The sequence below is a fragment of the Vagococcus intermedius genome, from assembly GCF_029144185.1.
In the GTDB taxonomy this organism is placed as follows: Bacteria; Bacillota; Bacilli; order Lactobacillales; family Vagococcaceae; genus Vagococcus_D; species Vagococcus_D intermedius.
On sequence record NZ_CP110232.1, the window covers coordinates 428,977 to 443,755 of the forward strand.

The 14,779-nt window shown below is 35.4% G+C and carries 12 protein-coding genes; 9 read left to right on the plus strand and 3 right to left on the minus strand.

Annotation, left to right across the window (positions count from 1 at the left end):
* Window positions 1-79: 79 nt before the first annotated feature.
* From OL234_RS01890 to OL234_RS01900, 3 genes are all read left to right on the plus strand, one after another.
* Window positions 80-1,528, plus strand: a complete 1,449-nt coding sequence (locus OL234_RS01890) for an MFS transporter (protein WP_275469485.1) — start codon at window positions 80-82, stop codon at window positions 1,526-1,528.
* 182 nt (window positions 1,529-1,710) lie between these two features.
* On the plus strand, window positions 1,711-3,030 hold the full coding sequence (locus OL234_RS01895; RefSeq protein ID WP_275469486.1) for a DRTGG domain-containing protein: 1,320 nt from the start codon (window positions 1,711-1,713) through the stop codon (window positions 3,028-3,030).
* Window positions 3,031-3,048: 18 nt separating this feature from the next.
* Window positions 3,049-3,993, plus strand: a complete 945-nt coding sequence (locus OL234_RS01900) for a DHH family phosphoesterase (protein ID WP_275469487.1) — start codon at window positions 3,049-3,051, stop codon at window positions 3,991-3,993.
* Window positions 3,994-4,027: 34 nt separating this feature from the next.
* On the opposite strand, the gene OL234_RS01905 is transcribed toward OL234_RS01900, so the two are convergent.
* Window positions 4,028-5,968, minus strand: coding sequence for an ABC-F family ATP-binding cassette domain-containing protein (locus tag OL234_RS01905; protein ID WP_275469488.1), 1,941 nt, complete (start codon window positions 5,966-5,968; stop codon window positions 4,028-4,030).
* A gap of 260 nt (window positions 5,969-6,228) precedes the next feature.
* Here OL234_RS01905 and OL234_RS01910 point away from each other — a divergent pair, with 260 nt between their 5' ends.
* Window positions 6,229-6,870 (plus strand): redox-sensing transcriptional repressor Rex, encoded by a 642-nt coding sequence (locus OL234_RS01910; protein ID WP_275469489.1) that lies wholly within the window; start codon window positions 6,229-6,231, stop codon window positions 6,868-6,870.
* A gap of 32 nt (window positions 6,871-6,902) precedes the next feature.
* Here the strand turns inward: OL234_RS01910 and OL234_RS01915 are convergent, their stop codons facing one another.
* A complete protein-coding gene (locus OL234_RS01915; RefSeq protein WP_275469490.1) occupies window positions 6,903-7,550 on the minus strand; it encodes a CPBP family intramembrane glutamic endopeptidase in 648 nt (215 codons plus the stop codon).
* A gap of 196 nt (window positions 7,551-7,746) precedes the next feature.
* On the opposite strand from OL234_RS01915, the gene groES reads away from it, so the two are divergent.
* From groES to OL234_RS01930, 3 genes are all read left to right on the plus strand, one after another.
* The gene (gene groES / locus OL234_RS01920; protein WP_275469491.1) at window positions 7,747-8,031 is read left to right on the plus strand and encodes a co-chaperone GroES; all 285 of its coding nucleotides are present in this window, start codon (window positions 7,747-7,749) and stop codon (window positions 8,029-8,031) included.
* A gap of 49 nt (window positions 8,032-8,080) precedes the next feature.
* On the plus strand, window positions 8,081-9,715 hold the full coding sequence (gene groL / locus OL234_RS01925; protein WP_275469492.1) for a chaperonin GroEL: 1,635 nt from the start codon (window positions 8,081-8,083) through the stop codon (window positions 9,713-9,715).
* Between the two features lie 157 nt (window positions 9,716-9,872).
* Window positions 9,873-11,252, plus strand: a complete 1,380-nt coding sequence (locus OL234_RS01930) for an amino acid permease (protein ID WP_275470094.1) — start codon at window positions 9,873-9,875, stop codon at window positions 11,250-11,252.
* A 46-nt stretch (window positions 11,253-11,298) separates the two neighbouring features.
* On the opposite strand, the gene OL234_RS01935 is transcribed toward OL234_RS01930, so the two are convergent.
* A complete protein-coding gene (locus OL234_RS01935; protein WP_275469493.1) occupies window positions 11,299-12,195 on the minus strand; it encodes a LysR family transcriptional regulator in 897 nt (298 codons plus the stop codon).
* Between the two features lie 114 nt (window positions 12,196-12,309).
* Between OL234_RS01935 and OL234_RS01940 the strand changes: the two genes are divergently transcribed.
* Window positions 12,310-13,323, plus strand: a complete 1,014-nt coding sequence (locus OL234_RS01940) for a YeiH family protein (protein ID WP_275469494.1) — start codon at window positions 12,310-12,312, stop codon at window positions 13,321-13,323.
* Window positions 13,324-13,504: 181 nt separating this feature from the next.
* The gene (locus tag OL234_RS01945) at window positions 13,505-14,770 is read left to right on the plus strand and encodes an NCS2 family permease (protein ID WP_275469495.1); all 1,266 of its coding nucleotides are present in this window, start codon (window positions 13,505-13,507) and stop codon (window positions 14,768-14,770) included.
* The last annotated feature ends 9 nt before the right edge of the window (window positions 14,771-14,779 follow it).

The window sequence follows — 14,779 nt, forward strand, 5'->3', positions numbered from 1 at the left end:
TGAAAATAGAATAAAGCTTCTTTTTTAACTGATTAGTGATTAAGGCGTTAAATTTAAGTAAAAGTGGAGGGTATGTTGAGTGAATAAAGAGTATAGATTAGATGAAAAGCATGATTATCATGATCATCGTTGGGTTATATTGGTTGCGATAGGATTATTTACTTTTATGTCAACCTTAGATGGAAGTATTGTAAATGTGGCTTTGCCTACCATTTCTGCCGATTTAGGTGTAAAAATGAATCAGGCAGAATGGGTCGTCTCCATTTATCTGATGACTGTGTGTGCGTGTCTATTATTATTTGGAAAAATTGGTGATAGTAAAGGAAAAGTGGCTGTTTTTAAATGGGGGACAGTCGTTTTTGTTATAGGTTCAGCACTGTGTGGCATACCTGGTTCATTATCTTTGTTATTAGTTGCCAGAGCTGTACAGGCGGTTGGTGCTAGTATGACAATGGCTACGGGAAGTGGCATCATTACAGAAGTCTTTCCTTTAAGTGAACGTGGTAAAGCACTGGGCTTGATGGGGTCATTTGTATCTCTGGGTTCTATTACAGGACCGGGCGTAGGTGGTCTTATTCTGCATTCCCTCCATTGGAGTTATATTTTTTGGATTAATATCCCTGTAGGAATTGTTACAATTATCATTGGTCAAAAGTATTTACCAAAAGAATCGATTCGGTCGGATAAAAAAATAGATAAATTAGGATTTATCATGTTTGCTATTTTTATTATGACTTTTTTTGGGGGAGTATTTGTTGGGCAAGAGATTGGCTTCCAACAGCGCTTGGTTTGGTTATTAATGAGTGTTTCTTTAGTTAGTTTGATTACTTTCTATCGTGTGGAAAAAAGTGTGGAAAATCCGCTGATTAATTTTAAGATTTTCCACAATAAAATGTTTACTATGAGTTTATTAACCGCATCATTAATTTTTGTGAGTAACTTTTTTGCAAATGTGATTGTTCCCTTTTATTTACAAAATTTAAGAGGGTTTAGTCCAAGTAAGGCTGGTATGATTATGATGGTTTTTCCTTTAGTAATGGTAGTGGTCGCACCATTAAGTGGGATGCTTTCTGATAAAGTGGGTCCAATGATTTTATGTTTAGTTGGTTTAAGTGTTCTGACCTTGTCTCAATTCTTTTATACACAAATTGGACAAGATACGCCTTTAATATTATTTGTTTTTATACCAGCGCTAATGGGTTTAGGAAATGCTTTATTCCAAGCTCCTAATAATACTATTGTCATGAGTAGTGTCACTATTGACGAGTTAGGTATTGCAGGTAGTCTTAATTCTTTAGCTCGCAATTTTGGGATGGTAGTAGGAATATCCCTTTCAACAACTGTTTTATATCAATCGATGTCAACAAAATTCGGAAGTCGTGTTACGACTTATCTTACAGATCGTCCAGATGTGTTCTTATATGGGATGCATGTTACTTATCTGGTCTCTTTTAGCATTTGTTTAGCAGCGTTTATGATGACTTTATGGCGTTATTTAAAAAATAGAGGAGTCAACAGAACCGCTTAGATTATCTGTTATAACATCTGTATTAACTTTTACTTGAAACTGTTATAGCGAAAAAGACAAATCTCTTTGTTTTTTTAAGCTATAACATATATAATATAGTTATTAAACTGTTTTATTGACTAAGAGTAAGCACGTGAAGTGTTTTTGAGATATTAGTTTATAAGGGGAAGGAGCGGTCGATTATGGCAACCAAACATGATCAAATCTTAGAGTATATAGAATCATTGCCAGTAGGTGAGCGTATTTCTGTGAGAAGTATTGCTAAAAGTTTGAGTGTCAGTGAAGGAACTGCTTATCGAGCGATTAAAGAGGCTGAAACATCAGGTTTAGTTTCAACGATTCAAAGAGTAGGGACTATACGGATTGAGCGTAAAATGAAAAGTCACTTTGAACGTTTAACCTTTGGCGAAGTTGCTAAAATTATAGAAGGTGACGTTCTTGGCGGAAAAAATGGATTGGAAAAAAGCCTAGCTAAGTTTATTATTGGCGCGATGACAGAAGATGCGATGGCTCGTTATATTGCACCAGGATCGTTGATGATTGTTGGTAATCGTGAGGAAGTTCAAGCATTAGCTTTAGAAAAAGGTGCGGCTGTCTTAATTACCGGAGGCTTTGAAACAACAAAGGAGATTGTAGAACTAGCAGATGAAGTTGGAATGCCTATTCTAAGTACTAGCTATGATACTTTTACAGTTGCCACAATGATCAATCGTGCCATGAGTGATCAGCTAATCAAAAAAGATATTATGCTTGTGGGTGATATCTTTACTAATTTAGAACAAACTAGTTATTTATTAACAACTGATACTGTTAATAGTTATCGTCAACTATCAGATAAGACAGGACACACACGTTTTCCAGTTGTGAATAAGAGTTTGCGAGTATTAGGTATTATTACAGCTAAAGATGTTATTGGCAAACAAGATGCACAGCCTTTAGAAAAAGTCATGACAAAAGATCCAAATAAGGTGAAAAAGCATATGAGTGTGGCTAGTGTCGCTCATATGATGATTTGGGATGGTTTAGAGATGATGCCAGTTGTCGAAGATGATTTGTCTTTACTCGGAATTATTTCGCGACAAGATGTTATGAAAGCCATGCAAATTGCCCAACGTCAACCCCAGGTAGCTAATACGATTTCTGATGAAATTTCAGGTCAAATTGTATTATTAGAAGATCGGATGACAGAAGAGTTGCGTTTTGGGTTCAAAGTATCACCACAAATGGTCAGCACAGTAGGGACGATCTCATTTGGTGTCCTAAGTGAAATCATAAGTAATGTTGCTCAACGCACACTTTATTTGAATCAACATCGCAATGTAGTGATTGAACAAGTTAATTTACATTATTTCCGTTTGATTCAAATCGAAAGTGAATTGGAAATTCGTCCAAGAATTCTAGACTTAGGTCGTCGTTCAGCCAAACTAGATATTGAAGTATACTTGGAAAATGCGATTGTTGCTAAGGGCATCGTAGTGTGTCAAGTGATGGAAAAAACTTAAGAGAAGAGGCCACTTTTTATGACAGTTCAAGCAGATATTTTAAAAGAAATTAAAGCGTACGATACGATTATTATTCATCGTCACCAACGACCAGATCCAGATGCTTTAGGTTCCCAAGCAGGTTTAGGAGAACTGTTAAAAGCAACCTATCCAGAGAAAAAAATCTTGTTAGCTGGTAGTGAAGTTGGTGATTTAGATTATTTAACAACAATGGATGATATTTCAGTTGAGACATATGAGGGTGCTTTAGTTATTGTAACCGATACAGCAAATGCCCCAAGAATTAGTGGGGAAAATTATGCGTTAGGTGCTAAACTAATTAAGATAGACCACCATCCAGATGATGAGCCCTATGGTGATTTATCATGGGTCAATACAGAAGCAAGTAGTTGCAGTGAAATTATTTATGATTTCTATGAAATGTTTAAAGGAGAACTAACTTTAAACGCTGAAGGAGCACGTTTACTTTATGCAGGAATTATTGGTGATACAGGACGCTTTATGTATCCATCTACTACGTCCCATACGCTAGCTGTAGCTGCTGATTTATTACGTTTTGGTTTTGATGCACCTTTATTAAATCGTCAAGTAAGTGAGATGCCATTTAAAGTAGCCAAATTGTCAGGATATGTTTTACAGAACTTACAGATGACAGATAATGGTGCGGCTATGATTATTTTACCTGACTCTTTATTACAAGAAAATGATGTAACAGATGCTGATACGTCAGCTTTGATTTCATTACCAGGACAAATTGAGAGTGTTTTAGCTTGGGGGATTTTTGTCGAACAGCCTAGTGGTTGCTATCGTGCTCGTTTGCGTTCTAAAGGACCGGTTATCAATACAATTGCTAAAGCTCACAATGGTGGCGGGCATCCGTTAGCAAGTGGTGCCAATGCCAAAGATATGGCAGAGGTTGAAGAAATTTTCAGTGAAATTCAACTAGCTATTTCAGAACAATAAAAAAAGCTAAACCAGTTTTTCTGGTTTAGCTTTTTTATTGTTCTTCTAATTCGAGTCCTAAGGTTTCCCACTGAGTCATCAAGTTTTCTTGCTTAAGTTCTAGTTCATTCAGAGTTGCTTGTAAGGTCATTAATTTGCTATGGTCCTCGATGTAGAGTGGGTTTGCCATCTCCATTTGAGTAGCCGTAATAGTATCATCAACTTCTGCTAGCTCAAGTTCAATTTGTTCAATTTTTCGTGTCAGACTTCTAATTTTTCGTTGGTAGTCTTTCGACTGTTGGAACTGATTTTTATTAGAGACAAGGGTGACAGTTTCCTTTGTCTCTGAGTTTTGTTTTTTGAGAAGGGCTAGTTCCTCTGCCTCAAGTTTTTTCTCTAAATAATAATCATAGTCACCTAAGTAGAGAGTACTACCAGTTTCAGATAGTTCAATAACTTTTGTTGCAATACGATTGATGAAATAACGGTCATGAGAAACAAAAAGTAACGTTCCTTCATAGTTAATTAGGGCATTTTCAAGCACTTCTTTGCTGTCAATGTCTAGGTGGTTGGTAGGTTCATCTAGGATTAAGAAATTTTCTTTATCCATTGAGAGTTTAGCAAGAGCTAAACGAGCTTTTTCGCCACCACTTAGTAAAGGAACAGTTTTTTCAACATCTTCTCCAGAGAAAAGGAAGCTCCCTAAAACAGAACGAATGTCTTTTTCTGGAACTGTGGAGTGTTCGTCCCAAAGTTCATTTAAGACTGTTTTATGGGAGCGTAAATCAGCCTGCTCTTGATCGTAGTAGCCGATAGTGACATTAGTACCTAAATGAGTGTTACCTTTAATAAAAGGTAATTGCCCAATAATTGATTTTAAGAGCGTTGACTTTCCAATCCCGTTAGGACCCACTAAGGCAATCGCTTCTTGTTTTCTAATATCTAAGTTGATTGGCTCACATAAGATGGTCTCATCATAACCAATTGCAGAGTCCTCAGTCTGTAAGACAATATTACCTGATTGTTTTTCAATATCAAATAAAAAACGAGCTGATTTTTCATCTCCGACAGGGCGATCCAAACGTTCCATCTTATCTAATTGTTTTCGTCTACTTTGGGCACGTTTAGTGGTACTTGCCCGTACAATATTTTTAGCAACAAATTCTTCGAGTTTGTTGATTTCTGTTTGTTGTTTTTCAAAGGCTTTCCAGTCAGAAGCGAGTTTTTCAGCTTTTAATTCGAGAAATTTACTATAGTTTCCTTTATAATGGGTCATTTTATGTCGGCTTAAGTCATAGACTTCGGTAACAATCTTATCCAAAAAGTAACGATCATGTGAAACCAGTAACAGTGCCCCACGATAGTTTTGCAAGTAGTTTTCTAGCCATGATAACGTTTCAATATCAAGGTGGTTAGTTGGTTCATCTAGAATCAACAAATCAGGGCGTTCTAATAGGAGTTTGGCTAAAGCTAGACGTGTTTTTTGACCACCAGACAAACTTGAAATAGGGCGGTCATAAAAAGTTTGGTCAAAACGAAAACCATTTAAAACGGCCTTGATTTCTGATTCATAACCGTAACCATTCTGCTCATTGAAATTATGTTGTAACTGATCGTATTCTTTCAAAAGCCGAGCATAGGCTTCTTCATCGGCTAGTAACTCAGGTTGTCCAATTTTATATTCTAATTGTCGCAAGCGTGTCTCTAAGGCGCGTAATTGGTCATAAGCTGTTAACATTTCTTCCCAGATAGTTTTGTCACTGCTTAGACCGGTGTGTTGGTCTAAGTAGCCAATGGTTAAGGCTTTAGTTTTAGAGATAGTTCCCTCATCTGGTTCATCAATACCGGCAATGATTTTTAAGAGTGTCGATTTTCCGGCACCATTTCGACCGACTAAGGCGATGCGGCTGCGATCTTGTATTTCTAATTGGATATGATCAAATAAAACTTCGGCACCAAAATGTCGAGCTACTTGATTGGCTTGTAGTAAAATCATAGTGTCTCCTTCTAAAATAAGTAGTATGTTAATAGTCTATCACACTTGCTATTATTGAGAAAAGAAAGTTGCCATTTTTATAGGAGATATTTCACAAAACGAAACAGGAAAATTGCATTTTAACGAGGTATACTGGTATTATAGTAATGTATTTATTAAGCTATCGAGATTTGATACTAGATATAAGCTTGTTTAAAAGTAGACAAGCATTGAAATAGAGCAATCAGTCGAGAACAGATATTTTTAAAGGAGGATATAGTATGAAAAATCAAGCAATACCAAAAGCCACAGCTAAAAGACTACCTTTGTATTACCGTTATCTTAAGGTTTTATTGGATTCTGGTAAAACAAAAGTGTCATCAACTGAATTGAGTGATGCCGTTAAGGTAGACAGTGCGACTATTCGTCGTGATTTTTCTTATTTTGGAGAGTTAGGAAAACGCGGTTATGGGTATGATGTCGAGAGTTTATTAGAATTTTTCTCTAAAACATTAAGTGAAGATCGCTTAACAAATGTTGCGTTAATTGGGGTAGGTAATTTAGGGAATGCCTTATTAAAGTACGGCTTCCATCAAAACAATAATATTCGTATTAGTGCGGCTTTTGACGTAAGAGAAGACCTAGTAGGACGGATTGTTGATGGGATTCCAGTCTATCCAATGAGTGATATGGAATCACAAATTAAATTACAACAAATTGAAATTGCTATTTTGGCTATTCCAGCTTCTGAAGCACAAGATACAGCTAACTTGTTAATCAATGCTGGAATCAAAGGCATTATGAACTTTACACCAGTTCGTCTAACAACGCCTAAGCATGTTCAAGTTCAAAGTGTTGATTTAACAAATGAGTTACAAACATTAATTTACTTCTTAAATCACTACACAGAATCAGAAGAATAAAAAGAAACCTAGACAAGTGTCTAGGTTTCTTTTTATTGCAAGATACTTAATTGTAACAACATCACAAGACCATTCATACAACAATGTGTCACGATAGAAGTCCAAATACTTCCAGTTTTTTGGTAAAGATAATAGAAGGTCATCCCCATTGCAAAGTACACAAGTATATGTCCGTCAGCGTGAGCTAAGGCAAATAAAAAAGAGCTAGTTATGCCAGCAAGTAGACTAGAAATGTACTTACTTAAAAAGCCAGTAATGGCTTTACGAAAAACAAATTCTTCCATAATAGGCCCAGCAATACTTACTGCTATCATAAAAATTGGCGCGGTTTTTATTAATTCTACGATATTCTGAGTATTTTCTGATTCGGGTACCGTATGAAAAAGTAGTTGTTCTAAAAGATTGGCAAAGGTTTGAGCAAAAAAGGCTAAGGGAATTCCTAATAATCCCCACAGTATAACTTTAGAAATCGGGAAATTTCCCGATTTTTTTTCAATTGGGGGAACTTCTTTTAAACGATTATTAAAGAATAATAAAAGCCCAGCGCCTAAAAAATAACTCCCAGCTGTTAAAGTAATAGATTGTTGAGCGGTTAAATTTAAGGGAATTGCGATGATGGGACTAAAAAAGATTAGGGTGTAGCCACATAGTGTAGCAATTGTATATTTTGTAAGACTCATAGTAAACTCCTTTATTATTGATAATTATTTCATTAGTATAGCATAAAGTAAGAAAAGCAGGTTATTTTTCAAAAAAAAAACACCATATGACTTGCCAAATAATTCATTTATGAGTATGATGAATAAGTGAGTTAGCACTCGGTTGTAACAAGTGCTAATTCATAATCAAAAATTTCAATAGATGGAGGGATTTATAGTGTTAAAACCATTAAATGATCGTGTTGTAATTGAAGTAGTCCAAGAGGAAGAAGTGACTGCTGGCGGGTTAGTGTTAACTTCAGCTGCTAAAGAAAAACCGCAAACAGGGAATGTTGTAGCAATTGGAGACGGTTATATGTCTAACGATGGTACAAAACTTCCATTATCAGTTAAAGCTGGAGACAAAGTTCTTTTTGAAAAATATGCCGGTTCAGAAGTAAAACACGAAGGCAAAGACTACTTAATTGTACACGAAAAAGACATTATTGCGATTGTGCAATAAACGATAACTTATAAAACATAAATAAAAAATAATTATGAGGTGACGTAAAATGGCAAAAGATATTAAATTTTCAGTAGATGCACGTGCAGCAATGGTTCAGGGTGTTGATACATTAGCAGATGTTGTAAAAGTAACGTTAGGACCTAAGGGGCGTAATGTTGTATTAGAAAAAGCATTTGGCTCACCACTTATTACTAATGATGGGGTAACAATTGCGAAAGAAGTTGAATTAGATAACCATTTTGAAAATATGGGAGCTAAATTAGTTTCAGAAGTAGCTTCTAAAACGAACGATATCGCTGGAGACGGTACAACGACTGCGACCGTTTTAACTCAAGCGATTGTGCGTGAAGGACTTAAAAATGTTACAGCTGGTGCTAACCCAATTGGGATCCGTCGTGGGATTGAAACAGCAACACGTACTGCTGTGGAAGAATTACACGCAATTTCTAAAAAAGTAGATTCAAAAGAATCAATTGCTCAAGTAGCTGCTGTTTCTTCAGGCTCAAATAAAATTGGTGAATTAATTTCAAATGCGATGGATCGTGTTGGAAATGATGGTGTCATTACGATTGAAGAGTCTAAAGGGATTGAAACAGAATTAGATGTCGTGGAAGGTATGCAATTTGATCGTGGTTACTTATCACAATATATGGTAACCGATACGGATAAAATGGAAGCTGTACTAGACAATCCATATATCTTAATCACAGATAAAAAAATCTCAAATATTCAAGAGATTGTGCCTTTATTAGAACAAATCTTACAACAAGGTAAACCGTTATTAATCATTGCTGATGACATTGATGGTGAAGCATTACCAACACTTGTTTTAAATAAAATTCGTGGAACATTTAATGTGGCAGCAGTCAAAGCCCCAGGTTTTGGTGACCGTCGTAAAGCTATGTTAGAAGACATTGCTACATTAACTGGTGGAACATTAATTACGGATGATTTAGGTTTGGATCTAAAAGAAACAACGTTAGAGTCATTAGGAACAGCCCGTAATGTTGTGGTAACAAAAGATAGCACAACGATTGTTGAAGGTGCTGGCAATAAAGCTAAAATTGAAGATCGTGTTAATTTCATTCGCTCACAAATTACTGAAACAACTTCAGAATTTGACCGTGAAAAATTACAAGAGCGCCTAGCTAAATTATCAGGTGGTGTGGCAGTAGTTAAAGTCGGAGCAGCAACTGAAACAGAGTTAAAAGAATTAAAACTTCGTATTGAAGATGCGTTGAATGCAACTCGTGCTGCTGTTGAAGAAGGTATTGTTTCGGGTGGGGGAACAGCTCTAGTAAATGTTTCTCACAAAGTAGCTGCCTTAGAAGCAACAGGAGATGAACAGACAGGTATTAATATCGTACTACGTGCCTTAGAAGAACCAGTTCGTCAAATTGCTAACAATGCAGGTCTTGAAGGCTCTGTCGTGGCTGATAAGTTAAAACAAGCTGAATTAGGAATTGGTTTTAATGCGGCAACAGATGAATGGGTAGATATGATTGAGGCTGGTATTGTTGATCCAACTAAAGTGACGCGTTCTGCTTTACAAAATGCAGCAAGTGTTGCATCACTTATCTTAACAACAGAAGCTGTAATTGCTGAAAAACCAGGAAAATCACCAATGCCACCAATGCCAGGTGGCGGTATGGACCCATCAATGATGGGCGGTATGATGTAGAGTTTTAACATCATGCTTTATTCTAAAAAAGAACTCTCTAATTGGAGAGTTCTTTTTTTTAGTGATAAAGTCTAAAAACCCTCCCTAATATGTGTTTTACATTATAAAAAGATTAAAATATAATGAGTTATATTTGTAAGGAAAGGTTTTGATGGGGATGTTAGAAAGTAAAGAAGAAACAGTACAGTTAAATGGGGCATTAAAATCACGGCACATGCAGATGATTGCTCTGGGGGGAACAATCGGTGTCGGATTATTTATGGGGTCATCTGCGACAATCAAATGGACAGGACCATCTGTTTTATTAGCTTACGCTTTTTCAGGGTTAATTTTGTATATTGTGATGAGGGCATTAGGGGAAATGCTTTATATTAGTCCAACAACAGGCTCATTTGCAAATTTGGCAACAACCTATCTACATCCTAGATGGGGATATTTAGCAGCATGGAGCACCGTTTTTGAATATTTTTTAGTAGGTATTAGCGAAGTTATTGCGGTAGAAGCTTACTTGGCTTTTTGGTGGCCAGATTTTCCTAATTGGTTAATAGGAATTATTATCATTGGAATATTGTGTTTGGCCAATCTTATTTCGGTAAAAGTTTATGGTGAAATTGAAATGTGGTTTGCCTTGATCAAAGTTGTGACCATTATTGTGATGATTATGCTAGGTTTTTTGATGATTTTTTTAGGTGTCGGAAATCATGGCATCCCCTTAGGTCTTGGTAATTTATGGCAACATGGAGGATTTTTTACAGGGGGAATTAAAGGGTTTGTTTTTTCTTTATCAATTGTAATTGCAGCCTATCAAGGGATTGAATTGATTGGAATTACCGCTGGTGAGGCAGAAGACCCCCAAAAAAATATTGTAAAAGCAATTCGTTCTATTGTGTCACGTATTTTAATTTTTTACATTGGGGCAATATTTGTGATTGTGACGATCTATCCTTGGAATCAAATTGGTGAAATCGGCTCACCCTTTGTGGCAACTTTTGCTAAGTTTGGAATTACTGTTGCCGCTGGTATTATAAACTTTGTTGTCTTAACAGCAGCATTGTCAGGTTGTAATTCGGGTATCTTCAGTGCAAGTAGAATGTTATATACACTAGGCTTACAAGGCGATTTACCTAAATTCATGACAAAGTTATCACGCTATAAAGTCCCTTATATGCCAGTTATTACGATGGGGCTAGGAATATTAGTTGGGTTTATTCTTAATCATTTTACTGCTGATTATTTAGGTAAAGAAAGTAATTTATTTGTAATTGTTTTTGGTTCAAGTGTTTTGCCGGGTATGATTCCATGGTTTATCATTTTATTTAGCCAATTGAAATTTAGGCAAGCTCACGAGAAAGAGTGGCGCAACCATCCCTTCAAGTTACCCTTGTATCCTTTTAGTAATTACTTTGCCTTACTTAGTCTGTTTTTTATTTTAATTTGCATGTTTTTTAATCCAGAAACAAGAATTTCAATTGGTGTCGGGCTTACTTTTGTGAGTGTAACACTCGTTAGCTATGAGATTATTAGTAAAAAAAGATGAAATATCATTAAGCCAAAATAGCCACCTTTTAAGGTGGCTATTTTGGCTAATTAGATGTAAAGATAGGTAATAATAAATGATAGATACGTTGCCATTTCTCTGAAAAAAGACTATCTTTTAAATAAATAAAATTAAACTGATGGTGTGTTTCTAAGTGAGGAATGCTTATTTTTTTTAACGTTTTTTTGGCTAGGTCATTTGCCACAACTGTTTGATATAGAAATGCAATCCCTTCATTTTCTTTAACTAAACTAGTCATGCTATCAAGACTACCAATTTCGATTTTTCTTTTAAAATCATTAATAGTTAAATTTTGCTCTATCAGCAAATTATCTAAAATATGGCGGGATCCAGACCCTTTTTCTCTAATAATTAGTGTTTCATTTTTTAAGTCATTTAAATCAAGTTTTTGTTTAGAGGCTAAAGAATTTTGCTGAGATAAGACCCCAATAAATGCTTCTGTGGATAAAATGTGAGAAGAGTAGTACTCTTTGGGGAAGTTTCCTTCAATTAAGGCAAAATCAAGCTTTCCTGTTTTGAGTTTTGTTAAGATACTGTCAGTATTTTCAACAAGACAATTTAGGTGTGAGTCAGGGAACTTTTTTGCTAATTTAGGCATAATAGTAGTCAAATAGTAATCACTAATGGATAAGGTGACAGCAAAATTGAGTACCTGAAGTTCTTTAGGAGCAGCTTTCATAGTCGTTTCTATTTTATTGATTTGTGCTTGTAGTTGGGTTAAATAATTGTAAAGTTCTTCACCTTTGGGGGTTAAACTAAATTGTCTTTTCCGATAGCTAACTAATTTGGTTTGATAATAAGCCTCAAGCCATTTGATATGTTGTGTGACAGCTGGTTGAGTGATGAATAATTTCTCGGCAGTCAGAGTATAATTCTTCTCATGACAAAGCGTTAAAAATGTTTGGTAGTGATAATCTAGCATACTGAGACTCCTTTATAAGTTTATGTGATAGTTATATTATAATATATAATTTAATTTTATAAAACTGACGTGGTATGCTTATTTTATGAAATAGAGAGAGTAGGAGTGTTGTTAATGGGTTTAAAAGTGAAAGAAATTAGTACTGGATTTATAGCATGTCTAAGTCTTGGTCTTATCTCGCAAGCAATAGGCAATTTTTTTCCACAAGTTGGGGCCTCGTTATTTGCGATTTTGTTAGGAATTATTTGTGGGAACACCATTTTAAATCAGTCACATTTGTCTAAGGGGGTGCGTTTTTCAGAAAGTCGGTTGTTAGAAATTTCAATCGCCTTAACAGGACTAACCTTAAATATGAAAGACGTATTGGCGGTAGGCTGGCAAGGGCTAGGCTTTATTATATTACAGATGATTGGTACAGTTGTCTTAGCCTATCATCTAGGAAGTTGGTTAGGTTTTTCTAAGAAATTTTCCTTACTAATGTCAGCAGGGAATGCCGTTTGTGGTTCTTCGGCGATTGGAACAATTAGCCCTGTTGTTGAGGCAGATGACAAAGATAAAGGCATTTCGATTACGATTGTTAATTTAACAGGTACCATCTTAATGGTTGCTTTGCCACTTGTAACAGGTTATTTATACCAACATCAAGTAATTCCAACGAGTGCGATGATTGGTGGGGTTTTACAATCTGTCGGGCAGGTCATTGCTTCTGCCAAACTAGTTAATGAAGATGTTACGCAATATGCGACTATCTTTAAAATTATCAGAATTATTTTTTTAGTAGTGGTTGCTATTGTTTTTTCAAAATTTAATACCAGAGAAGGCGAACCCCTTCTAAGAAGAAGTCGCAAACAAGAGCAAGTAAAACGGGTAGGAATTCCTCGGTTCATTTTAGCCTTTTTCGCTTGTTGTTTGGCTGTAACCTTAAATTTAATACCGGACGAATTATCGTCAATTGCTAAAAAAACAAGTAATCAATTTGAAATCATTGCCTTAGCAGGAATTGGGATGCGTGTTAAATTTAGGGATCTGATTAAAGAAGGACCAAAGGCGATGCTTTATGGTGGCTCAATTGGTATAGGACAAGTCTTATTAGCAATTATCTTGATTTTTGTCTTATTTAGGTCCTAATTTTAAACAAGATAGCGCTTGCTTTCTTGAAAGAATGATGATACATTAATAGACGTTAAACTGAAAACAGCGATTACTGTTTTTTTAAAACTAAATATTATAGACTATATGTATAGGTGGGTGGGTTTTACACTATCCGTCTATACTTTTTTTGTTTATAAAAGTTAAGGAGAGATAAGTTTTGAAGAATCAAAGTATTGATGTAAAAAAAGAAGTATTAGCGGGATTAACATCATTTTTCGCAATATCTTATGTCATCATTGTTAATTCGATGATTTTAGCTGAGGCGGGTATTCCTCCACAGTTAAGTGTTTTTGGCACAATTATTATCTCAGTTTTAGGTTGTTTAATCATGGGACTTTTTGGTAATGTTCCGATTGTTATCACAACGGGTATGGGAGTAAATTCATTTTTTACCTACACACTAGTTTATTCTTTAAAGATGAGCTGGCAAGAGGCATTAGCTGCTAGTTTTTGTGCAAGTTTAATTTATCTAGTTGTCGCTTTTACGCCTCTTTCTCAAATCTTGATAGAGGCAGTCCCTGAGAGTTTGAAACATGCTATTACAGCAGGAATCGGCATCTTTTTAGTGATGGTTGGGTTAGAAAATGGTGGTATTATTGTTCGTGGTGAGCATACATTTATGGAATTAAATTCATTTCAATCACCCATCCTTTTGCTAACGTTAGCTTCATTAATTTTGACCTTATTTTTATTATTTAAAAATATTCAAGGTAGTTTTTTTATCGGTATTATTGTCACAACTTTGGGGGCTAATCTCTTCAATCTAGTTCCTAGGACAGATAGTTTGTTTTCTTTATCAGCCATAAAAGATTATCCAACAATTGTGGGGAAATTAGATTTTTCACATATAATGACGACAGAATTTATTTTAGGAACGTTTTCATTAGCAATGATTTTAATTTTTGAATCAATGGGCTTATTTAATGGCTTATTACCAAAGATGACCGACCAAGAATTTAAAAAAGCGTATCGTTTAAATGGTATTATTATGCTATTTTCAAGTTTATTAGGAACAAGTCCGACTATTCCAGCTGCTGAGAGTTCAACGGGAATTCAGCAAGGCGGTAAAACTGGTAAAACAGCTATTACAGTCGGCTTATTATTCATAGTTGCCTTCTTTGCTATTCCACTATTAACTTATATTCCTAGTTCGGCTTTGGCTCCTGTAATCATCATTACAGGCTGCTTAATGATGCAAAATATGCAACATATTGAGATGGGGGATTTAAGTGAGTGGTTCCCAGCTTTCTTAATGATTGTTCTAATGGCATTTTCCATGAGTATTTCAGATGGGTTAGCTTTTGGCTTTGTTTCATATCCCATTGTAAAAATCTTTGTAGGTCAAACTAAACAAATATCTAAACCAATGTGGCTAATTTCCTTTTTCTTCTTGTGTTATTTGATAGCTAAAGTTTGGATTTAAAGAGTGTGA

Coding starts and splice junctions, on each gene's coding strand:
- OL234_RS01895 (WP_275469486.1), top strand. CDS start 1,711: ATGGCAACCAAACATGATCAAATCTTAGAGTATATAGAATCATTGCCA.
- OL234_RS01900 (WP_275469487.1), top strand. CDS start 3,049: ATGACAGTTCAAGCAGATATTTTAAAAGAAATTAAAGCGTACGATACG.
- OL234_RS01905 (WP_275469488.1), bottom strand. CDS start 5,968: ATGATTTTACTACAAGCCAATCAAGTAGCTCGACATTTTGGTGCCGAA.
- OL234_RS01910 (WP_275469489.1), top strand. CDS start 6,229: ATGAAAAATCAAGCAATACCAAAAGCCACAGCTAAAAGACTACCTTTG.
- OL234_RS01915 (WP_275469490.1), bottom strand. CDS start 7,550: ATGAGTCTTACAAAATATACAATTGCTACACTATGTGGCTACACCCTA.
- groL (WP_275469492.1), top strand. CDS start 8,081: ATGGCAAAAGATATTAAATTTTCAGTAGATGCACGTGCAGCAATGGTT.
- OL234_RS01930 (WP_275470094.1), top strand. CDS start 9,873: ATGTTAGAAAGTAAAGAAGAAACAGTACAGTTAAATGGGGCATTAAAA.
- OL234_RS01935 (WP_275469493.1), bottom strand. CDS start 12,195: ATGCTAGATTATCACTACCAAACATTTTTAACGCTTTGTCATGAGAAG.
- OL234_RS01940 (WP_275469494.1), top strand. CDS start 12,310: ATGGGTTTAAAAGTGAAAGAAATTAGTACTGGATTTATAGCATGTCTA.